This window comes from Pedobacter sp. Bi126, assembly GCF_918698245.1.
Taxonomy (GTDB): domain Bacteria; phylum Bacteroidota; class Bacteroidia; order Sphingobacteriales; family Sphingobacteriaceae; genus Pedobacter.
Genome location: NZ_CAKKMS010000004.1, coordinates 690393 through 715069, shown reverse-complemented (window position 1 = coordinate 715069; position 24677 = coordinate 690393). Strand labels below are relative to the sequence as shown.

The 24677-nt window shown below is 38.6% G+C and carries 12 protein-coding genes; 8 read left to right on the top strand and 4 right to left on the bottom strand.

Annotation, left to right across the window (positions count from 1 at the left end; all coding sequences use genetic code 11):
- The first annotated feature begins 87 nt into the window (after nucleotides 1–87).
- From LQ201_RS17865 to LQ201_RS17855, 3 genes are read left to right on the top strand one after another with little or no spacing between them, the layout of a single operon-like run.
- Entirely contained in the window at nucleotides 88–5118 is a 5031-nt protein-coding gene (locus tag LQ201_RS17865; protein ID WP_230144751.1) for a translocation/assembly module TamB domain-containing protein, read from the top strand.
- Nucleotides 5102–7417 (top strand): BamA/TamA family outer membrane protein, encoded by a 2316-nt coding sequence (locus tag LQ201_RS17860; RefSeq protein WP_230144750.1) that lies wholly within the window; start codon nucleotides 5102–5104, stop codon nucleotides 7415–7417. Before LQ201_RS17865 ends, LQ201_RS17860 begins: the two co-directional genes overlap by 17 nt.
- Before the next feature lie 7 nt (nucleotides 7418–7424).
- Entirely contained in the window at nucleotides 7425–8447 is a 1023-nt protein-coding gene (locus LQ201_RS17855) for a YihY/virulence factor BrkB family protein (protein ID WP_230144749.1), read from the top strand.
- A gap of 276 nt (nucleotides 8448–8723) precedes the next feature.
- On the opposite strand, the gene LQ201_RS17850 is transcribed toward LQ201_RS17855, so the two are convergent.
- Complete coding sequence (locus LQ201_RS17850) at nucleotides 8724–10595, bottom strand: DNA topoisomerase IV subunit B (RefSeq protein ID WP_230144748.1); 1872 nt, start codon at nucleotides 10593–10595, stop codon at nucleotides 8724–8726.
- Between the two features lie 408 nt (nucleotides 10596–11003).
- On the opposite strand from LQ201_RS17850, the gene LQ201_RS17845 reads away from it, so the two are divergent.
- The 4 genes from LQ201_RS17845 (at nucleotide 11004) to LQ201_RS17830 (ending at nucleotide 14619) form a co-directional block, all read left to right on the top strand.
- Complete coding sequence (locus LQ201_RS17845; protein ID WP_230144747.1) at nucleotides 11004–12341, top strand: APC family permease; 1338 nt, start codon at nucleotides 11004–11006, stop codon at nucleotides 12339–12341.
- A gap of 273 nt (nucleotides 12342–12614) precedes the next feature.
- On the top strand, nucleotides 12615–13949 hold the full coding sequence (locus LQ201_RS17840) for an MFS transporter (protein ID WP_230144746.1): 1335 nt from the start codon (nucleotides 12615–12617) through the stop codon (nucleotides 13947–13949).
- 47 nt (nucleotides 13950–13996) lie between these two features.
- On the top strand, nucleotides 13997–14332 hold the full coding sequence (locus LQ201_RS17835) for a hypothetical protein (RefSeq protein ID WP_230144745.1): 336 nt from the start codon (nucleotides 13997–13999) through the stop codon (nucleotides 14330–14332).
- Nucleotides 14326–14619: a hypothetical protein gene (locus tag LQ201_RS17830; RefSeq protein WP_230144744.1), complete on the top strand. Its 294-nt coding sequence runs from the start codon at nucleotides 14326–14328 to the stop codon at nucleotides 14617–14619. The genes LQ201_RS17835 and LQ201_RS17830 overlap by 7 nt, the downstream gene beginning before the upstream one ends.
- Nucleotides 14620–14727: 108 nt before the next feature.
- On the opposite strand, the gene LQ201_RS17825 is transcribed toward LQ201_RS17830, so the two are convergent.
- Together LQ201_RS17825 and LQ201_RS17820 are read right to left on the bottom strand one after the other, a co-directional pair.
- Complete coding sequence (locus LQ201_RS17825) at nucleotides 14728–16440, bottom strand: RagB/SusD family nutrient uptake outer membrane protein (protein ID WP_230144743.1); 1713 nt, start codon at nucleotides 16438–16440, stop codon at nucleotides 14728–14730.
- A gap of 14 nt (nucleotides 16441–16454) precedes the next feature.
- Nucleotides 16455–19685, bottom strand: a complete 3231-nt coding sequence (locus LQ201_RS17820; RefSeq protein ID WP_230144742.1) for a TonB-dependent receptor — start codon at nucleotides 19683–19685, stop codon at nucleotides 16455–16457.
- Nucleotides 19686–20283: 598 nt separating this feature from the next.
- On the opposite strand from LQ201_RS17820, the gene LQ201_RS17815 reads away from it, so the two are divergent.
- The gene (locus tag LQ201_RS17815) at nucleotides 20284–21585 is read left to right on the top strand and encodes a DEAD/DEAH box helicase (protein ID WP_230144741.1); all 1302 of its coding nucleotides are present in this window, start codon (nucleotides 20284–20286) and stop codon (nucleotides 21583–21585) included.
- 272 nt (nucleotides 21586–21857) lie between these two features.
- Here the strand turns inward: LQ201_RS17815 and leuS are convergent, their stop codons facing one another.
- Nucleotides 21858–24644: a leucine--tRNA ligase gene (leuS, locus tag LQ201_RS17810; RefSeq protein ID WP_230144740.1), complete on the bottom strand. Its 2787-nt coding sequence runs from the start codon at nucleotides 24642–24644 to the stop codon at nucleotides 21858–21860.
- Between the last annotated feature and the right edge of the window lie 33 nt (nucleotides 24645–24677).

Sequence of the window (24677 nt, the reverse complement as noted above, 5' to 3'; positions counted from 1 at the left end):
CAATATTAAATTTTTATAGCGGGCGAACAATTTAAGTTATTTTTTGTATTATTTAGTAAAACGTGCCTTAAAATTAATTTTAATGGCATGCTTTTGGCATTTATCAAACACCAAACACGCTTAGCTTTGAATAAATACGTACGCAAAAGTCTAAAAATTTTATTGTGGGTAATTGCTTCCATCATCATTCTGGTTGTTGGTTTGGCGCTATCTTTAAATATTCCGGCAGTTCAGAATTTTGTTAAAGACAAAGCCATAAACTATCTTAAAAACAAAACCAAAACAGAGGTAAGTTTAGAAAGCATTAAAATTGCGCTGCCAAAAGATGTGGTTTTAAATAAATTCTATATCGAAGATCGCAAAGGCGATACCTTATTATATGCTGAAAAACTTGCGGTTGATATCAGCTTATTCAAACTGTTAAAAAACACCATTGAGATCAATAATATTGAACTAAAGAATGTACGCGCCAATGTGAAACGCATTACTCCTGATACTACATTTAATTTTTCATTTCTGGTTGATGCCTTTGCAAGCGATCAGAAAAAACCCGAAGAAAAAATAAAAAAAGATACCACCTCTACCCTCAAATTCTCTGTTGATAAAGTTTCATTTGAAGATATAGGCATTAACTATCGTGATGATGTTGCGGGTAATGATGTGAAATTATACCTGGGTGCCTTTAAAACCAAAATCAAAGATTTCGATTTAGCCAATCAGCACTACGTAATTAAAGAATTAAGTTTAGTGAACACTTCTTTACGTTATCTGCAGCAAAAACCACTAGTCCACCTGGTGCAGCATATTACAAACAGTGTTGATAGCAGCGAGAAAGAACAGGGCAAACTGCCATTAATAGAAGTGCAAAACTTCATTTTTAGTAAGGTAAAGGTAAATTACGACGATCAGTTATCGACCACCAAAGCCGTTGCCGATGTAAACGATCTGGGCCTGGTAAACCTACAAGTAGATTTAACCAACAGTAAGTATGCTGTTGATGATGCCCATTTAAATAAATCGAATATTCTTTTTGCTTTTAAACCAGCGCCAAGTAACGATTTAAAAAAAGTTAAGGATACCGTAGTACCTGAGAAATCTAATTTAGACTTGATCATCAAAAACATCAGTTTGGCCGATAACAATGTACAGTTTGATAATATTGGGGCAAAGCCTGTCCTTAAAGGCATGGATTTTAACCACCTTAAAATTACCCAGCTCAACTTAGGCGCCAGTAATGTAAGTTATAGCGCCGCTGGTATAAAAGCCAATGTTAAAAATGGATCGTTAAAGGAAAAAAGCGGATTTGTACTGGATCAGCTGAGGGGCGATGCGGTATATAACGACAAACAGATCAAACTGAGCAATTTCATTTTAAAAACACCCAATACTTCAATCGAAAATGCTACAGAGCTAAATTTTACGTCAATGGAGGATTTAACCAAACATCCGGAGCGTGTTAAATTGAATTTAGCTTTTAAAAATACAACCATAGGCTTAAAAGATGCTGGCTTTTTCAGCGATGCCATCCCATCAAATTACCGCAACGAAAAAATAAAATTAACAGCAGATGTTAATGGCTATCTGAATAACCTGAATATCCCAAAACTGCAGATCAGTGGGTTAAAAAACACGCAGATAGATATCAGTGGAAAAGCGAAAGGTCTACCTGATATCAAAAAAACCTATCTCGATTTAAATATCAAAAAGTTTCATCTAACCAAAGGAGATATTTTGGTGGTAGTACCCAAAAAATCGCTACCGCCGACGATCGAATTACCAAATGTAGTTGATGCGAAAGGCACATTTAAGGGTTCAATGACCGATTTCAACACTAACCTGAATATCAACACCGATATGGGTGGAGCGATTCTGGTAGCAGGTATGAAAGGGCCAAAAGGTAAGGAAAGTTATAAGGCCGACATTAACTTAAACAATTTTAACGTTGGCAGGCTATTAAAAATGCAACCTAAACTGGGTAGGATTTCGGTTAAGGCAAATGTGGCAGGCACAGGACTCGATCCTAAAAAAATTAATGCAAAGTTTAATGCCAAAGTGATTAGTGCTTATTACAACAAATATACCTACCGTAATTTAAGCCTTGCCGGGAATTACAGCAATCAGAACATCAGTATTAAGAGTAGCATGCCCGATAGCAATGCCAACTTTAATTTAGATGCTAAAGTGAATCTGGCAGGAAAATATTCTGCTATAAAAGCCGACTTAAACTTAAAGCAGGTAAACTTACAGGCACTAAACTTTAGTCCAACGGTATTAAGTGCAGCAGGTATAGTTAAAGTAGACCTCGCTACCGCCGATGCTGATTATTTAAATGGGTCGGTTGATATTACGGGCTTACAATTGGTTAAAGACAAACAAAAAATCAATGTAGATACGATTTCCATTCGGGCTAAATCAACCGCGACAGAAAACGAGCTGACCTTAAAATCTGAAATACTATCAGCAAAAATTGATGGCAAGTACCAGCTCACTAAAGTTGGCGATGCTATTATCAACGAAATTAACAAATACTATGCTTTTGGCACCGTTGCGAAAGTTCCCGACCAAAGGTTAAGGTTTTTTGTACAGGTTTACGATTCTAAATTATTAAAGGAGTTTGTACCCGAGTTAACCGTATTCAAGCAATCGCAGTTTTATGGATTAATCGATACGCAAAAAGATAGCCTGCAGATTAAAGGTAATTTCCCGCAGGTAGTGTATGGCGATTTTAAGGTAGATACTACGGTTTTAAACATCAATAACGATAACAATAAACTGGCTTATAATTTAAGGGTTAAAAGTCTCCAAAGCCCAGCTATTGCACTCTTTAATACGGAAGTAAGTGGCGATGCTTCAAATAATAATTTAGGCGTTAACATCTTCCTGCGCGATAGGCAGCTTAAAAATAAATATGTAATTGGTGGTACCTTTCAATCGATTAATAAGGATTTCAAATTCACTTTAGATCCACAAAAGCTATTGCTCGATTATCAAAAATGGGTGGTCTCGCAGGATAACTATATTCAATTTGGTGCTTCAGGCATATTGGTTAACCAGTTTCAGATTAGTAACAGCGGTCAATCGCTTTCCATCAATAGTAATCCTACCGAACCAAATGCACCCCTGGCAGTAGAATTTAAAGATTTCCAGTTAGAAACTTTAACCAAATTTGCAGAAACCGATACCACTTTGGTTGGTGGCCGTTTAAATGGAACGGCGAATGTTAAAGATTTGGCCAGCACACCAAAATTTGAAGCAAATTTAACCATCGATCAGTTGCGTTATCAAAAAGATCAACTGGGCACTTTACGCCTTGCCGTAAATAACAATACCGAAAATGCTTTCGAAGTAAATGTTGCTTTAACTGGGGTGCACGAGTTAAGGGTTAACGGCTTCTATTATACTGCACCAGAAAGCGCTTTAGATCTTACGGTAAACATCGATAAGATTGAAATGAAAAACATAGAGAGTTTATCTGCCGGTCAGCTTAAACGTGGTACTGGCACCTTAACAGGCGCGTTAACAGTTAAAGGTGCACTAACAGCCCCGAAAATACTGGGCGATTTAACTTTCAATAATGCAGGCTTTAATGTGGCTTATGTAAACTCGTTTTTCCGTATGCCGAATGAGAAAATATCGTTTACAGATGAAGGCATCAGTTTTAACAACTTTACATTGATCGATTCTTTAAATCAAAAAGCAACCGTCAATGGAAAAGTTTATACCACCGATTTTAGAAATTATCGCTTTGGTTTAGATATTCGTACGAACAATTTCAGGGCAATTAATTCGACCGCAGCTGATAATGACATGATTTACGGAACTGTATTCTTAACAAGCAATATTAAAGTACGCGGAGATTTGAACCAGCCAGATGTAAACATGAATGTTAATGTAAATAAGGGTACAAAATTCTTCTTTGCGTTGCCTTCAAGTGATCCGGCGATTATTGATCAGGAAGGTATAGTACAGTTTATTGATGCTGATGCACCTCCGTTTAACGGACAAAAAGCTTTAAAGGTTGATAGCATCAGTAAATCACCGATTAAAGGTTTAAACCTCGTAGCAGCTGTAAAAGTAGACCCCGAAGCAGAACTGAACGTGGTTGTAGATCCATCTACTGGCGATAACTTAAAAGTTAGAGGCGATGCAGACTTAAATGTAACGATGGATCCAAGCGGTAAAATTAGCATGACTGGTCGCTATGAAATAGTTGATGGTTCATACAATTTAACGCTGGCTGTTGTAAAAAAAGAATTTAAACTGGTTAAAGGCAGTACCATTGTCTGGACAGGTGAACCTACTTCAGCTACTGCAAATATTACGGCTTTATACGAAGTTAACGCTGCACCTATCGATCTCTTAAACCAGCCAGATCTTTACGAAGCGAGAACAAAATTGCCTTTTCAGGTTTATTTGATGATAAAAGGGGAATTATTAAAGCCAGCCATTTCATTTAAGCTCGATCTGCCAGAAAATGAGCGCGGCGCTTTAAATGGCCAGGTTTACACCAAATTAATTAATGTAAACCGCGATGAAAGTGAGTTGAACAAACAGGTCCTTTCTTTACTTGCCCTAAACAGGTTTATTGCCAATAATCCTTTTCAAAGTTTGGCCGGCGGTGGTGGCGGCGTTTCTACCCTTGCCCGTTCGAGTGTAAGTAAGCTGTTAACGGAACAATTGAATAATTTAACCTCCGATTTAATCCAGGGTGTTGATCTTAACTTCGGTGTAAATTCTTCTGAAGATTACTCAACAGGTTCGATGCAGCAAAAAACAGATCTGGAGGTTGGCTTATCGAAAAAACTGCTAAACGATAGATTAACCGTTAGCGTAGGAAGCTCTTTTGCTTTAGAAGGACCACAGGCACCGGGGGAAAAATCGACCAATATTGCAGGAAACGTGAACGTAGAATATGCGCTCTCTGCTGATGGACGATACCGTTTAAGGGCTTACCGCCGAAACCAGAACGATATGATTGTACAGGGACAGATTGTTGAAACAGGTTTAGGTTTTACGTTGGTGGTAGATTACAATAAATTTAGAGAGATATTCCAAAAGAAAAGAATAAGAAGAATAAGAAACATTGAACAGAAAGCACAAGATGAGAAAACTAACTAGACCGCTTTTATTTTTACTGGCCTGTTTAGTTTGGGCGGCTTGCAGCAGTACCAAATCCTTAAAACCAGGACAGATTTTGTATACTGGTGCTGATGTAAAAATCAATCCAGACTCATCAGGCAAAATTGACAATGAAAAACAGGTTAAAACCGATCTTGAAGCTAAAACAAGACCGCGCCCCAATAAATCTATACTTGGTATTAAATATAAACTGGGCATCTACAATCTTGCTGGCCAACCTAAAAAGCCAAAGGGTTTTAGAAATTGGCTACGCCGACAAGGAGAAGCACCTGTATTATTAAGCGAGGTAAAGTTGAAATACAACAATGATGTATTATCCAGCTATCTTATTAGCGAAGGATATTTGCAGGCGAATGTTAGCGGCGATACCGTTGTAAAAGGGAAAAAAGGCAAGGCCATTTATACTGCAGTTACTGGGCAACGATATAAAATCAACAAGATTAATTTCCCTCCGGATACCGGGGCGCTCACCAAAATCATCAATGCCAATAAAGATAAAACCTTGTTAAAAGTTGGCGATTATTATGACATCGATACCTACAAAAATGAACGGATCAGGATTGATAACGACTTAAAAGAAAATGGCTATTTCTATTTCAGTCCCGATTATTTAATTATGCAGGTGGATAGCACCATAGGCAAAAACCTGGTTAATGTTTCAGTTAAAGTAAAAGACATCGCTCCCGACGCTGGATTAAAACCTTATACCATTAAAAACATTAACATCTACCCTAATTATTCGTTAAGGAGAGACAGTACATTAAGAAAACTAAAGCCGTTACAATATAACGATTTCAATATTTACGAGGACCGGAACACCTTTAAACCAAGGCTTTTCGACCGCTTGGTATTCTTTCAAAAAGGTGAACCTTATAACCGTAAAGACCATAACCAATCGTTAAACCGAATGGTAAATGTAGGTGCCTTTCAGGATGTAAGGGCTGAATTTTTACCCGTTGATAGTTTCAAAAACAATCAGCTCGATTTAAATATCTATTTAACCCCTTTAAAGAAAAATTCACTTACCTTTTCGGTTGTAGGAACGAGTAAATCGAACAATTTCGTCGGTTCAGAGGTAAAAGTAACGCAAACCACCAGAAACTTATTTAGAAATGCAGAACAATTAGATTTGAGTGTTAGCGGTGGTTTCGAAACGCAAACTAAAGGAACTTCTTTAGGCAAAAACTCCTTGTCGTTAACTGCCGAAGGAAAACTGACTTTCCCCAGGTTTATTGTGCCGTTTTACAAACCGAATAGCACCAATGCTTTTATCCCGAAAACCATTGCCTCGCTCTCTTACCAGATGTTAAACCGTGGTTCTGAATATACTTTACATGCAGTTAAAGGGCAATATGGTTATAACTTTAAAGAGAATTTATACAAAGAGCATAATTTCAATCCTATCTCGATAAGTTATGTTTCTACGAGTTTTCCTGATACAAATACAAGAGATAGTCTGTATACTGCTAATCCACTATTAAGAACCACTTTAGAAAACCAATTTATCATAGGTAGCAATTATAATTTTACTTATACTAACCAGATGGAAGATAGCCGGAGAAATAATATATATTTCTTTGGAGGATTAGAAACCGGAGGTAACGTATGGGGTTTGTTTACCGCTAAGAATAATGAAGGAAAACGCACTATTTTTAATATTCCTTTAACACAGTTTATCAGGGCAGAGGCTGATTTAAGGGATTATTATAAAATTACCAAAAACTTAATCTGGGCAAACAGATTAAACTTAGGTTATGGTTATGCCTATGGAAACTCTACCTCACTGCCATTTGTTAGGCAGTTTTTTGCCGGCGGCAGTAACGACATCAGAGCTTTTCCGGCCAGAACTTTGGGCCCTGGAACTTTTAAGGTTAAAGAAGACGCTATTTTTGCCGATCAGGGTGGTGATATTAAGTTAATGCTCAACTCAGAACTGCGTTTTAAAATAGTAAGCGTACTTTATGGCGCATTGTTTGTTGATGCCGGAAATATTTGGCTGAGAAAGGAGGACCTTGGTGTGCCAGGCATCCCTGACTCTGGAAGACCTGGATCTGGTTTTAAGCTAAAAAATGCTTTTAACGAGCTTGCTGTGGGTACTGGTGCAGGTTTACGGGTAGATGTCAGCATTTTTGTAGTCCGTTTAGATGTGGCTTTTCCGGTACGTAAACCATACCTGCCAGAAGGACAAAGATGGGTGTTCGATGATATTGCCTTCGGTAATAAAGACTGGCGTAAACAGAATTTAATTTTTAACATTGGGATAGGATATCCGTTTTAATTTTTCAATGAGAGTAATTCATAAGGTCAAATATTTCTTTATTGCGCTTTATCATCTTTTTGTTGCTGCCGGAAAAGGTTTTATGGAAGATAGGGTAACTAAATTAAGTGCTTCGCTTGCTTACTACACTATTTTTTCACTTACCCCACTCATCATTATCATGCTATCTGCCGCTACCCTATTTTTTGGCGACAAAAGAAATGAGGAAACAAGAGTTCAGTTTTATGGGCAGGTTACCAAAATGGTTGGCAAAGAGGCAGCTACACAAATCCAAGGTTTTGTAGAACATGCCAACAAATCCGGGCAATCTACCATTGGTTTAATTATCGGGATTGGCACATTGATTATTGGCTCAACTGCTATTTTTATTGAGATACAAGATAGTATCAACATGATCTGGAAAGTGAAGGCTGTGCCCAAAAAAGGCTGGATAAAAATGCTTTCTAACAGGTTATTGTCTTTCTCTTTAATTGTTTCGATGGGCTTTTTGTTGCTTGTTTCACTAGTGGTTAACACTGTAGTAGTAGGTTTGGGTTCTAAATTAGGCCACCTACTTTCACAAAGTAAAATAGATGAAGTAATCCCCGTTGCAAACGATACAATGGCCATTCTAATTTATATTTTAAATAATGTAATAACCCTTGCTGCCGTTACAGCTGTATTTGCCGTTATATTTAAGGTATTGCCCGATGTGATCATCCGATGGAAATCGGCAATAATTGGCGCACTATTTACTGCAGTTCTTTTCAGTCTAGGTAAATACCTGATCGGGATTTATATTGAAAAAGGCAATCCAGGTTCGGCTTTTGGTGCAGCCAGTTCGATCATCGTTATTTTATTGTGGATTTATTATACCTCAATTATACTCTACTTCGGCGCTGAATTTACACAAGCTTATGCAGAGAAGTACGATAATGGCATCTCTCCTAGTAAGTATGCCGTGTTTACCAAAATTACCATTGTAGAGAAAAAGGTAGATGTATTGCCTCCACAACACCCAGAAGATACGGTAAATGTACCTAAAGAATAATGCTGTCGTCATCCTGAACTTGTTTCAGGATCTTCAAAAATGCGGTCTTCATTCTCTCACAGGCGGGAATATTAAGGCCATAAAACGGTTATAACCAAGGAAGTCAAGCTTTAAAAGCTTGACTTCCTTTTATGTTATAGATAAAAGCTGCTTCCTGGAGACATTAACCAAGGCATAACAAGTAGATGCTGAAACAAGTTCAGCAGGACACCGCAATTGATTCACCGCAAGCATCCAAACGCGATTGTCATCCTGAGCGTAGTCGAAGGATCTTTTTTATGCCACTTCTTCAGTAATCACTTTAGGTTCTTCAGTTACCTCATCCTTCTCTACCCTTAGGTTACGGATAATGTGCTGCTGTCTATCAGGCGTATTTTTGCCCATGTAATATTCCAGCAAACTTTTAATTGTTTGATCTTTCAAAATAACGGGGTCTAACCTGATATCTTTCCCGATAAACAAACCGAATTCATCAGGAGAAATTTCGCCCAAACCTTTAAATCGGGTAATTTCTGGTTTATTACCCAGTTTTTCGATCGCATTTTTACGTTCTTCGTCACTGTAACAATAAATCGTTTCTTTCTTGTTTCTTACCCTGAAAAGCGGCGTTTGTAGAATATACACATGGCCTGCTTTTACCAGATCGGGGAAAAACTGAAGGAAGAAAGTCATCATTAACAAACGGATGTGCATACCATCCACATCGGCATCTGTTGCAATTACAATATTGTTATAATGAAGCCCTTCTAAACCATCTTCGATATTTAAAGCATGCTGCAGCAGGTTAAATTCTTCATTTTCGTAAACTACTTTTTTGGTAAGCTCATAACAGTTAAGCGGCTTACCTTTTAAACTAAACACAGCCTGACAATCTACATCGCGCGATTTTGTGATCGAACCCGATGCCGAATCTCCTTCAGTAATGAACAAGGTAGTTTCATATCGTTTCTCGTGCGTGGTATTAAAATGCACCTTACAATCGCGCAGTTTTTTATTGTGTAAAGATGCCTTTTTCGCCCTATCGTTTGCCAGTTTTTTAATCCCCGCAATATCTTTACGTTCCCTTTCTGATTGGAGAATTCTTTTCTCTAGTGCATCAGCAACCTCTTTGTTCTTATGCAGATAATCATCCAATTCTTTTTTAACAAAATCGTTGATAAAAGTAGCTACCGATGGGCCTTCTGGTCCCATATTTTGCGAACCTAGTTTTGTTTTGGTCTGCGATTCGAAAACGGGCTCCTGTACACGCACAGAAATTGCTGCAATAATAGATGAACGAACATCGGCGGCATCAAACTCTTTTTTGAAAAACTCCCTAACGGTTTTCACTACCGCTGCCCTAAAAGCCGCCTGGTGTGTACCACCCTGTGTAGTATGCTGTCCGTTTACAAACGAATGGTAATCTTCGCCATATTGCTGCCCATGGGTCATTGCAATTTCGATATCCGGTCCAATCATATGGATAATTGGGTAACGGATTTCTTCTGGCTTATTAAATTTAGAAAGTAGATCGTACAGCCCTCTTTCCGAAAAATATTTCTGATTATTAAAATTTATGGTTAAACCTGTGTTCAAGAAAACATAGTTCCAAACCATGCTCTCTACAAAATCAGGGATATAATGGTAGTTCCTGAAAATGGTTTCATCTGGGTAAAAAGTAATCGCCGTACCATTGCGTTGAGTGGTATCGATAATTGGCTGCTCATTTACAATTTCCCCTTTGGAAAATTCTACTTTTTTCGTTTTTCCATCACGGTACGACTGCACCATAAAACTGGTAGAAAGTGCATTTACAGCCTTAGTACCTACCCCATTTAAACCAACAGATTTCTGGAAAGCATTGCTATCGTATTTACCACCGGTATTGATCTTGCTTACACAATCGATTACCTTGCCGAGTGGAATACCACGACCGTAATCACGTATATTTACCTTTTGTTCGGAAACAGTAATTTCGATGGTTTTTCCGGTACCCATTACAAACTCATCAATAGAGTTATCTACAATTTCTTTTAGCAAAACGTAAATACCGTCATCCTGCGCAGAACCATCGCCAAGTTTACCAATGTACATCCCCGGACGAAGCCTGATGTGCTCTTTCCAATCTAATGAACGGATACTATCGTCGTTATAAATTACTTCTGCCATACTGTATTTATCTGTTCTTCAATGAAAAACCTTACATTTTTTGGTTGCAAAGCGATGAAGAATTTGTAGAAATAACCCTGATGATTGAAATAAAAATATTTTCAAATACCTTCTTCAGAATTATTATACAATAATAGATTTATTCTGTGAGGCTCGCAAAAGAAAATTTCCACATGTCAACAGTCAGAAGTATAGGGTTGATGACACGTGGTCTATTGCCAATAGCCTGTGGTCAATTAAACCAGGCTATCAACTATGAGCTATCAAACCATCAGCCATTTTTCACCACCTTAGAAACCTAAGCCAATATTATCCATTCAATCATTCTCTCACTCAATCATTCAATCATTCTCTCACTCAACCATTCAAATTTCCCTATCTTCAACCCAATATTCATAATTCTATTTAATGCAACAAAAGAAACAACTTTCGCTATTCGATTTATCCATGATTGTGGTGAGTTTGGTTATTGGCATGGGTGTATTCCGTACACCTGTAAACGTTGCAGCTAAGGCACAAATTCCCGAACTGTTTTATTTGGCCTGGTTTATCGGTGGTTTTGTAGCCTTTTGTGGCGCGTTAACTTATGCCGAAATTGGTTCCCGCTTTCCGGTAACAGGAGGATACTATAAAATATTTTCAGCAGCTTATCACCCATCCATTGCCTTTGCCATTAATTGTATTGTAATCATTTCAAGTGCAGCATCGGTAGCAGCTATTTCGATTATTGGGGCAGAATACCTGAGCAAAATTATTTTACCCATTGATAAACAGAATGAAACCTATCGGGTTGCCATAGCCATTACCACCATTTTGGTGTTTTATTTTATAAATCTGTTAGGTTTAAAAGCGAGTTCTAAAACACAAAATGTGTTAACGGTAATTAAAATCGGAATGATTTTAACACTCATTTGTGCTGTATTTTTCGGCGGACAAACACAAACCGTTACCCCAATTTTTAAAACAGCAACTGGTGCTTTACCAACCTGGTCTGATTATGGAAAAGCCCTGGGCCTGTGTTTAATTGCGGTTTCTTTTTCTTACGCAGGTTATGCGCAAACCATCAACTTTGGTGGCGAAGTTAAAGAAGCCAAAAAAGTAATTCCACGTTCCATTATTATTGGCTTAACTATTATTGTTATTCTTTACCTGTCCATCAACTATGTATATGTAGAGGTGATCGGTTTTGAAGAATTAAAATCGGCAGAAAGCATAGCCGCGATATTGGCGTCGAAGATATTTGGTCCTGCCGGATTTAACGCACTTTCTGTAATCATCTTTTTCTCGGTAATGGGTTATGTAAATGTAAATCTGCTAAGCAACCCAAGGGCCATGTTTGCCATGGGCGAAGAAGGTGCCCTGCCAAAAATATTCAGCAGGATGAACAAAAAAACAGAGGTAATTACCATTAGCTTAACCGTTTTTACATTAATTGCTGTGGTAATTATTTTTTATGCCAAAACCTTCGACAAGATTTTAAACTATACTATTTTCTTAGAAAGCATTAGCATGGCCAGTTCGGCAGCTACGATTTTCATTCTCCGGAAAAGAACAGCACATCTTGATAAAAAAACCATCTATACTGTTCCTTTATATCCTATATTGCCTATTATTTTTATTGCTGCTTATACTTTCGTGGCCTTCAGCATTTATGCCGACGACCCAAATGCGGCACTGAACGGATTATACATTTTTGTTGGCTTTCTGGTAATCTATTTTGTGAGCAGATGGTTTAATAAGAAATAATTTTGATTTGAAAAGCAGTTGCGGTGCTGGTCGGTTTCGATAGTCCCGCCATACGCTACAATCTTTTTGTCATTTTCATCCTGAGCCTGTCGAAGGAACTACAAAAAGTATTTCTGCTACTGTCGGGTTTAAGATAGAAAGGCAGACCGATTAAAATAAACCTGATTGGAATGGACATGAAGCGCAGCGGAATAAAATGGAAAGCAGGGCTGATCTAACCAATTAACACAGAAACCAGCTTTACAAAAAACATAAAAGAACATAAAATAATTAATGAACAAAACTCTCTCCTTAAAACAAGAAATTGCTTACGCTGCTGGTATGATTGGTTGGAGCACGATGACAAACATTATCATCGTAATGCTTCCCTATTTCTATCTTCCCCCAAGCAACGCTGGCCTGCCACCTTTGGTACCACAACTCGTTTTATTGGGTGCGTTTAATATCCTTTCTATTATTGCTGCCTCAGGAAGGCTGGTAGATGCCATTTACGATCCGTTTATTGCGTCTAAAAGTGATGCATGCACCGATAAAAACGGTCGCAGGATGCCCTTTATGAAATGGGCAATTGTTCCTGCTATGCTTTTTTGCGGACTGGTTTTCTACCCGATCCAAAAAACGGAGAGCCTGCATAATGCCTGGTGGTTAACCATAACACTTTGTTTATTTTTTGTATCGGTTACTACCTATATTATTCCTTATAATGCGCTGCTGGCCGAAGTAACCAATACGCCAAAACAAAAAGTTAAATTATCGAGTTATCAGCAGGTTGGTTTTGTAATTGGAATCATTTTATCGGCCTGTACCAACAACTTTGCCGATCTGGTTGAGGCTCATTTTCATGTAGTCAACCGCAGCGAAGCCATCCAGACCGCGATATGGGGTTTGTGTATCTTATCCGGACTGGTGATGTTGTTGCCAATTTTTTTCATCAATGAAAAGGAATTTTCGATTGCGAAGCCTACTCATATCCCTTTATGGCCAGCAATTAAAAGCACCTTTAAAAACAGCAATTTTAAATATTACCTGATATCAGATTTCGCTTTTTATACGGCCCTGAGTATTATTTCAAGCGGTTTATTGTTTTTTTGTACGGTTTTATTGGGTCTACCAGAATCGGAAGGTGGAAAATTTATGGCTGCCATGGTTTTTGCGTCCTTGCTATTTTACCCGTTGGTTAATTTTGGTTCGGCTAAAATCGGCAAAAAACCTTTTGTATTACTTGCCTTTGGCGTGTTGTGTTTAATCTTCGTCACCATTTTCTTTTTAGGAAAATTACCATTTGGTCCACATACACAGATTTACATCCTAGTACTATCCGCTTCGTTTCCATTAGCTGCTCTTGGTATTTTACCAACGGCTATTTTGGCCGACATTGCCCAAAGAGATACCTTAAAAACCGGAGAAAACCACGAAGGCATGTTCTTCGCAGTAAAATACCTTTTTGTAAAACTCGGGCAAACATTGGGTATCGCTATTTTCGCCATGCTTACCATTTACGGGAAGGACCCCGGCAACGATTTCGGATTACGATTGAACGGAATTGTAGGCTTCGCACTTTGTTTGATTGCGCTGCTGTTTTTTAGCAGGTTTAAGGAGGAGAAATAGTTTGGGGTTGGGCGTTTTGAGTTAGGAGTCGACACAATCTAATAGATATGAACGAATTACTTGTACAAAAAGATTTAAGATTTAGATACAAATCATTTTTAATCACTGAAAACGGACTTGAGGTTAAACAGAAGAGTTTACTTAGTTCAAGTGAATATGTGATCGCTTACGAAAACGTAGGCACTAGAACTTATAAAAGCAATAAGGGTATTTATGGCCTCCTATTTTCATCAACAATATTAGGTATGGTGTCTATCCTATTGTATCTGTTAAGAAATGATGGAGAAGGCGTTGAAAGCTCGGTTTACTTCTTCTATTTTGGGTTATCGATAATACTGTTGATTTTGTTTTTAATCACCTATAAACGGATTTTTATTTGGTAAAACATGGGAACGTAGATGCTATTGAATTTTTTCAAAACAAACCATCAAAAGCGGAAGTCAATACCTTTATTGATATTTTAAAAGCAACAAGAAATATATTTTTACTCAATAAATACGGCCAGGTAAATTTTGGCCTCACCCGAGAAGAAAATTATAGAAACTTAGTGTGGCTAGCCAATAATGAGGTAATCAACAATGTAGAATTTAATAATATGGTGAATAAGCTAAATTTAGAAATGCAACAGCAGAATCCAGACAAAATGAACTTTGATTTTAGCTTAAATTAAAACCGATTGTCATTAAAGCCTGCAATAACCAGTTATCTAATTAAGCAAAAAATACATGAACGGAGGTAAGAAACGACCACCATCCCGCTCATGTATCTCATTTATAACCTAATAACCCGGGCTTTGTTTTAGGGTACCGTTACTTCTATCAATCTGATCTTGTGGTAAAGGGAAATAATCATCTCTGGTTTCGATGGTAATGCCTTTTAAGTAATTGAAGTACCCACCTTCAAAAGAAAAATAACTTTCCAGTGTTTGTTTTGCTACACCCCAGCGTACCAAATCGAAGAAGCGATGACCTTCCAATGCCAACTCTAACCTGCGTTCGAAACGCACCGCATTTCTTGCATAGGTATCATTTGGAAATGAGGTGTACTGGCTAACTTTGTAAGCCGCCGCCGGAGTCCCATTTATATCACGAGGGGTAATTTTAGCAGCACGGGCTCTAACTGCATTTACCAGTATTAAAGCTCTGCCCAAATCGCCCTTTTCCACTGCACATTCTGCCGCCATCAGGTAAACATCAGCTAAGCGGATCAGGTTTACGTTTAATCCGGTTACGTTGGAACTTCCTGGAGCTGTTCCGCTCGAAATCTGAGCAGCATCAATGGTATTCTTAACAGCCAGGAAAGGGCCGCCATTGCTGGCATCACGAATCCAGGTGTCACCAGGCATTAAACCCCAATCGCGATATGGAACGCCACGCCTTCCTATTGTCGATTCAATTCGTGGATCTAAAGGTAAAGTCTTATCTACTGCATAATTTGTTTTATCCGCTCCGGTTAATCCATAATCAGATTTATATGGGTTAGTACGATAGCTGCCATCCAATAGCGGCAAACCAAGGGCATCTACTTTAAAGGAGTTGGCCAGATCTATAGTTGGCTGGAAGAAACCACAACAGTTAATCGGTGCATTACCGTACGGAAAGTTAAGCATATCGCCTACATTACCATTATCGCCGCCTGTGCCATCAGTTCCAACCGAATGCTGAACAGACATAATCGTTTCTGGTCCGTCTTCTTTGGTAATGTCAAAATTATCGGTATAAGGCATGTCAACCAAGCTTGGTTTGGCCAATATTACCGCATTTAACAGATCATAAGCCTCTGTATATTTCTTTTGATATAAAAGTACCTTTCCAAGATAAGCCTGAGCAGCATATTTATCTACCCTACCTTTTTGATTCTTTGGTTTGGTTGTACTTAAATTGGCTACGGCGAACTGAAGATCATCTACAATATTAGGATAAATGTCTTTATCATTAGGAACAAAAGTACCACTATTGGCCTCGGTAACATAAGGAACCATTTTAAATATGCGAACCAAAAAGAAATAATAATGTCCACGTAACAATCGGGCTTCACCTTGAATTTCTTTTGCACGGGCATCATCAAATTTGGCCGATCCTGAACCTGCCTGTAAACTGGCAAGAACTTTTAAAGTACGGTTACAGCGTTGAATTCCTTCAAAACACCTGTTCCAAATATTCGATATATTATCATTTGTACTGGTTGGCGAATGCTGTTCAATGGCATTCATAGGCGGCTGATCTCCTGTGCTACTCCCTTTATGGGCATTATCAGATGCAACCTCGCCAAATAACCATTGGCTTGGTGCTGCACCATAATTACCCCATGTTCCGTCTAAATTGCCATTAAGTAAACTATAGGAACCTATTAAAAGTCCTTCAACCCCCTCTTGGCTCATTAACTGTTCCTCGGTGAGTTCACCCTGTGGTTGCAATTCTAAAAATTCTTTCTTGCAGGAAAAAGTACTGCAGATTAATAAGGAAAGAAGAATATATTTTATATGTTTCATTTTGATATTTTTAATTAAAAACCAACATTAATACCGATTAAAAACTGACGTGGTGATGGGTAAACCCCCTGATCTACCCCTGGCGCAGAGAAGCCATCTACAATTTGACTTATTTCCGGATCCAATCCTGTGTATTTAGTGATGGTAAATACATTGGTTGCACTAACATACACCCTAATCTTATTGATGCCAGAATTTGGTCCAAAAGCTTTGGCTGTTGGGATGGAGTAGCCGATTTGCAAATTTTTCAGCCTTAAAAAACTTCCGTTTTGAATATAATAACTCGAAGAAGCAAACTCCAGATCTGAGGCCCCGGCATAAGCAGAAGGAATCAGGCTTGATGTATTGGTTGGGCTCCAGGCATCAAGTAACCTAACACTTTTGGCTCCATCAAAGGAAGGGAAATCTGTAAAATAGCGTGTAGCTTCAAATATATCATTTCCTTTTACACCATATAAGAAAGCTGAGATATCAAAATTCTTGTAAGATGCGTTCAAATTTATACCATAAGTAAAATCAGGATGTGGACTCCCAATAATTGTCCGATCTTTTGGATCAATAATACCATCACCATTAATATCCTGATAACGTAATCCACCAACCCTGGCACCCGAATAAGAAGGGTTATTCTGAATATCAGTAGTACTCTGATAAATTCCTGCCGTTTTATATCCAAAAAATGACCCCAGTGGAGCACCTTCCTGTAAAACGCTGGTTTGTAGGCTTCTATAATTGCCATAAACCTGATTGAGAATACCTGGTGCCAACCTTACGATTTTATTGTTATTTTTTGAGAAATTTGCACCAATATCAAATTTAAAAGGGCTATCAGCGCTTCTTCCATAATGATAAGCGACATTAAATTCGACCCCTTTATTACTCATATCGCCAATATTTACAAAAGGTGAACTTCCCATTCCCACAATGCTTGCTGGCAGCGGTACCGGGTAAAGCATATCAGTCGTTTTCTTGTTATACCAATCTACTGATCCATCAACAGCCCCACCTAACAAAGTAAAATCAAGACCAATATTTAAAGAATTTACAGCTTCCCATTTTATATCAGGGTTTTGATAGGCATTTTGTCGCACACCAGTTGTAAGACCATTACCGCCACCAAGCGCATAAGCTGAATTAACAATAGAACTTTGAAATCTATTGATATATTGATATCCAGGTATCCGTTGATTTCCGGTTTGTCCGTATCCAACACGAAGTTTCAAATCGCTAACCCAATTGAGGCTTTTCATAAACTCCTCTTCAGATAACCTCCATGCAGCACTTGCTGCCGGAAAATTACCATACTTATTAGCAGAACCGAAGTTAGATGAACCATCCCTACGGATAGTAAAACTGGCGAGATAACGATCATTAAAGGAATAATCAAGCTTTGCAAACACGGAGAACAGTGAACCAATTGCTCCGGTACTGGCATTGCTGATATTTGAAGAACCTGTATTTAAATAATAATAATCCGGATTACCCAAAAGAAAAAAATCATTTCTTCCTGCAGTTAATTGTCTGGTCCTGGATCTGATTGCCTCTGTACCGATTAATGCATTTAAGCTGTGTTTTTCAGCAAATTTTTTATTATAATTTAAAGTATTAGTCCAGGTCCATTCTGTATTATACCCTTGGATTTCGCTTAAATTATTTGAATTATTACCTTCAGAGAATTCCAAATTCGGATAACGCATAGATAAGCTATTGTAATTTTCGTAACGTATCCCAAAATTGGTTTTTAATACTAAACCCGGAATAATATCACCCTCACCGAAGATATTCCCAAAAAAGAAGTTGTTTTTATTAACATTATCCTTTGCCCTGAATAGAAATGCGAGTGGGTTCTCTGCATTTCCCAACTGACTACCGCGGCTACCGGCAAAGTTTCCGGCAATGTCATAAACAGGGATAATTGTTGGGATGCGGTATGCCCATCCTAAAGCACTTCCCTGATCCTGATAACCACCGGGAGTATTCGGGTTAACGCCAAATCCGACGCCTTCAGAATAACTGTACTGTGCATTTTCTCCGAAACGCACCCTTTTATTAAAAGCAGATACCGCAGTATTGGATCTAAAACTATAACGTTTAAAACCTGTGTATTTTATCGTTCCTTTTTGGTTCAAGTATCCGGCACTAATAGAATAGGTTGCATTGTCTGAACCTCCCAGTGCACTAATATTATAATTCTGAACCGGTGCAGATTCGGTTATCTCATCAAACCAATTGGTACCTTGCTTATTTGCTTTTGTAATTTGATAAAACAGATTTGGATCACGGCTATAGTTGTACTTAGAAGGATCTGCATCTGCAGCAGTAACATTCTGACCGAGTTTTAAACCTGCCACCAAATATTCAGGTAATACCGGTACTGTGCCCGAACCATAGTTATCTCCAGCAGCAATAGGCTTTCCGGCATTAGTATACCCATTAAATACATATTGTGCATATTGTTGAGGATTCATCATTTGTGGGAAGCTATTTTTTCTTGGCGACTGTGTGCCATAGTAAGAATCGAGCGTAATTTTTGGTAGTCCTGCTGAGCCTTTTTTTGTGGTAATGATAACCACACCATTATTGGCTCTTGAACCATAGATAGAAGCTGAAGAAGCATCTTTCAATACTTGCATGCTTTCGATATCATTCTGGTTAAGCCAGGATAGTTTTCCCTCAAACGGAACCCCATCAATTACATAAAGTGGGTCATTGTTATTAATGGTACTAAAACCCCGGATTCTTATTTGTGGCGTTGAACCAGGAGCCCCGTCATTTACAATTTGTACCCCTGTTGCTTTTCCTTGCAACGCCTCTACAGCACTAGCTGCAGGCTGGGCCTTTAACAGTTCCATACTTACTACAGCTACAGAACCGGTTAAGTCTTTCTTCCGCTGAGAAGAATAACCTGTCACTACAACCTCTGTAAGGTTATTATTGTTGGCTTGTAATACAATTGAAATGTTGGTTTGGGTACCCACTGTTACTTCTTTATTGCCATAGCCAACAAAAGAAATAACCAACACATCAGTAGGTTTTACACTCAGCGAGAAGGCCCCATTTGCATCAGTAGCGGTACCACCACTACCATTTTTAATTTTGATCGTGGCGCCAACCACAGGGAGTTTATCATCACTTGCAATAACTTTACCAGTGATTTTTGATTGGGCCATTGCGCCGAGGGCAAATAACATCCCCAAACACAAGAGAAGAAAACTCCTCTTGATACAAGATAGATTTTGTTTCATAGGTTATAAATGATTAGGTGAATAATGCGTACTCAATACGACTGATGTACTTCTAGGTTAATAAACTTAGCAGTATCAGGTGATCTCCGTCAGTTATGACGAGGTGTTTAAGTGGTTTAGTTTTTTGCTGGATGATGCCAATGCACCAAAAAAGGCAGGCATGCAAGAAGAATGGATTTCTCCTGAAGGGTGGTAGATTTTTTCTCATAAGTAAGTGGTTAGATAGGTTGTTAGGTATTTTTATTGATGATTTACATAATGATATTTTTAATTAAGTAATGAATTAGTGTACAATATACACTTGATTAAAAATAAATATACATATAAAAATAATAATACTACAAAAAAACACATACACAAACAGACTATAAAATACTAACTAAAAGGATTAATGCATTAGATCAATAACAGATGTGAGTAATAGATAACGATTTGAGGTTACGTTTATCAAATAGTAAATTCTCATACATTTTTTGTATCTTTGCCGCCGAAGCAGGAATAAGGGCTTGCCATTCTGAATGGCATATTCTCTCCGCAAGTTAGTCCTTCAACAATTGATTGTTCTAGCTTCTTCGATAAATATTACACAGAAACATACATGTTATTCAAAGAATTAAACCTCATTGAGCCAATTTTAAAGGCCCTTGAGACCGAAGGTTATACACAACCGACACCAATACAGGAGCAATCCATTCCAACGATATTAAAAGGTAAAGATTTATTAGGCTGCGCGCAAACCGGTACCGGAAAAACCGCCGCCTTTGCTATCCCAATGTTGCAGTTATTGCACGAAAAACACATCAATACCAAGGCAACCAAAAACATAAAGGCTTTAATTTTAACGCCAACACGCGAGCTTGCCATCCAGATTGAAGAGAGTTTTAAGGCTTATGGCCGTCATTTAAATTTACGCCATTTAGTAATTTTTGGTGGTGTAAATCAACACTCACAAGTAGAAGCTTTAAGAAAAGGCGTTGACATTTTAGTTGCAACACCAGGCCGTTTATTAGATTTAATGAACCAGGGGTTTATCAGCTTAAATACTATCGAATTGTTCGTATTGGATGAAGCCGACCGTATGCTCGATATGGGCTTTATTCACGATGTGAAAAAAGTAGTGGCTAAATTGCCTGCAAAACGCCAGACTTTATTTTTCTCTGCAACCATGCCAGATGAAATCCAGAAGTTGGCAAATACGATTTTATCTAGTCCGACAAAAGTAGAGGTTACCCCCATTTCTTCTACAGCAGAAACAATTGTTCAATCGGTTTATTTTGTAGACAAACCTGATAAAAAGAAATTATTGATCCACCTTCTTGAGGATAAAAAGATCGAAACTGCTTTGGTTTTTACCCGGACCAAACATGGTGCAGACCGTATTGTTAAGGATTTGGCCCATGCAGGTATTAAAGCTGCTGCCATTCACGGCAATAAATCGCAAAATGCCAGACAACGGGCATTAACTGATTTTAAAGACCGTAAAATCCGCGTTTTGGTAGCTACCGATATTGCTGCACGTGGTATTGATATCGATCAGTTATCGCACGTTTTCAATTTCGAATTGCCGAATATTCCTGAATCTTATGTACACAGAATTGGCCGTACAGGCCGTGCTGGTGCAAACGGGATTGCCATTTCTTTCTGCGATGCAGAGGAAAACGAATACTTATTGGATATCCAGAAACTGATTAAAATTACGCTCCCGGTTGTTGATGATCATCCTTATCCATTAAGCTGGGAAAGTATGCTGGCCAAAAACCAGGTTAAACGTAAACCACAAGCCCAATCTAAAGGCGGTGGAGGCGCTAAAAAAGGCGGTGATGGTAATATGAGCGGCAAACCGCGCAATGCCAGCAACAATAGAAGATTTGGTGGAAACAGAAAAAGAGGGGAAAGATAGAACGCTGAAAGACTAAAGCAGAAAGACTAAAGTTTTCCTGCTTATCGTATAAAAACCCAAGTTGTAAAATACAGCTTGGGTTTTGTTTTTATACCTATCTACAGTTGAGGGGTGGAAAATAAGTAAAAGCAGTCGTCATTGCGATAAGGCTTTCAGCCAACAGAGCAACGACGATAAAACGAGAACCCCCGAATTGATCGTACAACTCGGGGGTTCCTTTTATAAAACTTTGCAGGAAAGCTTTCCGCTTTAGTCTTTAAGCTTTAGACTCCTTAAACCACCACATTAATAATCTTTCCTTTAACGAAAATGATCTTTTTGGTTGGTTTTCCGTCTAAGAATTTCTGGAATTGCTCGTCTGCCAATAAAATGCTTTCTACCTCTGGCTGAGCCAAAGTTAAGCTCAAATTCAGGTTCATTTTCATTTTACCATTGATCGAAACCGGATAGGCAAATTCATCTTCTACCAAATACTCAGGCTTAAATGTCGGGAAAGCCGTGTAGGATAAAGTTCCGGCTTCATTACCCAACAATACCCAAAGCTCTTCGCAGATATGTGGCGCATAAGGTGAAAGGATAATCACCATATCTTCCAAAATCTGACGGTTTTTGCATTTCAGATCGGTTAACTCGTTTACTGCAATCATGAAACTCGATACAGAAGTATTAAACGAGAAACGCTCGATATCATCCTGCACTTTTTTAATGATTTTATGCAACGATTTTAATTCGGCTTTTGTAGGAACAGCATCGTTTACATGGAAAGCCCATTCTTCGTTGTGGAACAAGCGCCAGAATTTACGCAAGAACTTAAATACACCTTCAATACCATTCGTATTCCAGGGTTTACTCTGCTCTAACGGACCTAAGAACATTTCGTACATCCGCAAAGTATCAGCACCATAACGTTCAATCAAATCATCGGGATTAACCACGTTGAATTTTGATTTCGACATTTTCTCTACTTCGACACCACAGATGTACTTCCCGCCTTCAAGAATAAATTCTGCGTTGGCATATTCCTCTCTCCAGGCTTTGAACTTAGCGATGTCTAAAGTGTCATTTTCAACAATGTTCACATCAACGTGCAATGCTGAAGTTTTATATTCTTTTCTTAATCCAGCTGATACATAAGTATTAGTAGGTTTTCCGTTCTCATCGTTAATGCGATAAACAAAATTACTTCTACCCTGAATCATGCCCTGGTTAATCAGTTTCTTGAAAGGTTCTTCTTCTTTGGTGTAACCTAAATCTTTCAAAAATTTATTCCAGAAACGGCTGTACAATAAGTGACCGGTTGCATGCTCAGAGCCACCAATGTATAAATCGACATCTTTCCAATATTCAACAGCTTCTTTTGAAGCAAAATCGTTGTTGTTGTTGGCATCCATGTAACGGTACCAGTACCAGCTGCTTCCAGCCCAACCTGGCATGGTGCTTAATTCGTAATGTCCGCCATCTTTTGGAACCCAGTCTTCAGCCCTCGCCAAAGGTGGTTCTCCCGTTTCTGTCGGTAAATATTTATCAATTTCAGGAAGTAACAATGGCAATTCTTCTTCATTTACCAAATAAGGCAATCCATCTTTAAAGTAAACCGGAATCGGCTCGCCCCAATAACGCTGACGACCAAAAATCGCATCACGTTGGCGGAAGTTTACTTTTGCTTTCCCTACTTTCTGTTCTTCCAACCAGTTATTCAAAAATGGAACAGCTTCTTTGTAAGTCATTCCGTTTATGAAACCAGAATTAATGTATTTTCCTTCTTTGGTTGGATCTGCCTGAACATCAATATCCTTTTGTCCATCCAAAATCTGGATAATCGGTAAATTAAAATGGGTAGCAAATAACCAATCGCGTTGATCGCCACTCGGAACGCCCATTACGGCACCAGTTCCGTAACCTGCCAACACATAATCAGCAATCCACAACTGTACGCGTTCACCACTTACAGGGTTAATTACATAGGTACCCGTAAAAGCACCAGACACCGTTTTGGTATCGGCCATACGGTCTAACTCTGATTTCTTTTTAGTTAAAGCGATGTAGTTTGCAATGTCCTCTTTTTGTTTAGGAGTAGTTAACTCTGCAACCCACTCATGCTCCGGAGCTAAAACCAGGTAAGAAACCCCAAAAATGGTATCTACTCGGGTGGTAAAAACTTCAATTTGTTTATCGTTTCCTTCAACCTGAAACTTTACGGATGCTCCAACACTTTTACCAATCCAGTTGCGTTGCATTTCTTTAATCGGCTCTGGCCAATCGATGGTATCCAAACCCTGCAAAAGTCTGTCAGAATAAGCGGTGATCCGCATGCTCCATTGCATCATTTTCTTTTGCTCAACAGGGAAACCGCCACGTTCCGAGAAACCATCTTTAACTTCATCATTCGCCAAAACGGTTCCTAAAGCAGGGCACCAGTTTACCGTACTCTCGCGAAGATAAGTTAAGCGGTATTTCAACAATTCGATCTGTTTCTCTTCATCGGTAAAGGTTGCCCAATCGCTCGGCATAAATTCTTTAGTATCTTCATCACAAACTGCTTTAACATCAGCAGTCCCAGAAGCATTAAATTTTTCGATCAGCGTGGTGATATCTTCTGCCCTATCGTTTTCGATATTGTACCATGAATTGAACAACTGCATAAAAATCCACTGTGTCCATTTATAATAAGATGGCTCACTGGTGCGTACTTCTCTGCTCCAATCGAAAGAAAAACCAATCTGATCTAACTGGCGGCGGTAGGTTGCAATGTTTGCCTCGGTGGTAATAGCAGGATGCTGCCCCGTTTGTATGGCGTATTGCTCTGCGGGTAATCCGAACGAATCGTATCCCATTGGATGCAATACATTGAAGCCTTTAAGGCGTTTATATCTTGAAAAAATATCTGATGCAATGTAACCCAGTGGGTGACCAACGTGCAGACCTGCTCCTGATGGGTAAGGAAACATATCTAACACATAATATTTTGGTTTATCAGAATTACTTTCGGCTTTAAACGTTTGATGATCTGCCCAAAATTTCTGCCACTTTTGTTCTATTTCTTTGAATTGGTAATCCATTGCAAGTTTTAAATTTTTAAAGGTGCGAAAATA

Bases quoted from the DNA above. Each gene is read 5' to 3' on its own strand.
- LQ201_RS17865 (WP_230144751.1), top strand. From the start codon at position 88: ATGCTTTTGGCATTTATCAAACACCAAACACGCTTAGCTTTGAATAAA.
- LQ201_RS17860 (WP_230144750.1), top strand. From the start codon at position 5,102: ATGAGAAAACTAACTAGACCGCTTTTATTTTTACTGGCCTGTTTAGTT.
- LQ201_RS17855 (WP_230144749.1), top strand. From the start codon at position 7,425: ATGAGAGTAATTCATAAGGTCAAATATTTCTTTATTGCGCTTTATCAT.
- LQ201_RS17850 (WP_230144748.1), bottom strand. From the start codon at position 10,595: ATGGCAGAAGTAATTTATAACGACGATAGTATCCGTTCATTAGATTGG.
- LQ201_RS17845 (WP_230144747.1), top strand. From the start codon at position 11,004: ATGCAACAAAAGAAACAACTTTCGCTATTCGATTTATCCATGATTGTG.
- LQ201_RS17840 (WP_230144746.1), top strand. From the start codon at position 12,615: ATGAACAAAACTCTCTCCTTAAAACAAGAAATTGCTTACGCTGCTGGT.
- LQ201_RS17835 (WP_230144745.1), top strand. From the start codon at position 13,997: ATGAACGAATTACTTGTACAAAAAGATTTAAGATTTAGATACAAATCA.
- LQ201_RS17825 (WP_230144743.1), bottom strand. From the start codon at position 16,440: ATGAAACATATAAAATATATTCTTCTTTCCTTATTAATCTGCAGTACT.
- LQ201_RS17820 (WP_230144742.1), bottom strand. From the start codon at position 19,685: ATGAAACAAAATCTATCTTGTATCAAGAGGAGTTTTCTTCTCTTGTGT.
- LQ201_RS17815 (WP_230144741.1), top strand. From the start codon at position 20,284: ATGTTATTCAAAGAATTAAACCTCATTGAGCCAATTTTAAAGGCCCTT.
- leuS (WP_230144740.1), bottom strand. From the start codon at position 24,644: ATGGATTACCAATTCAAAGAAATAGAACAAAAGTGGCAGAAATTTTGG.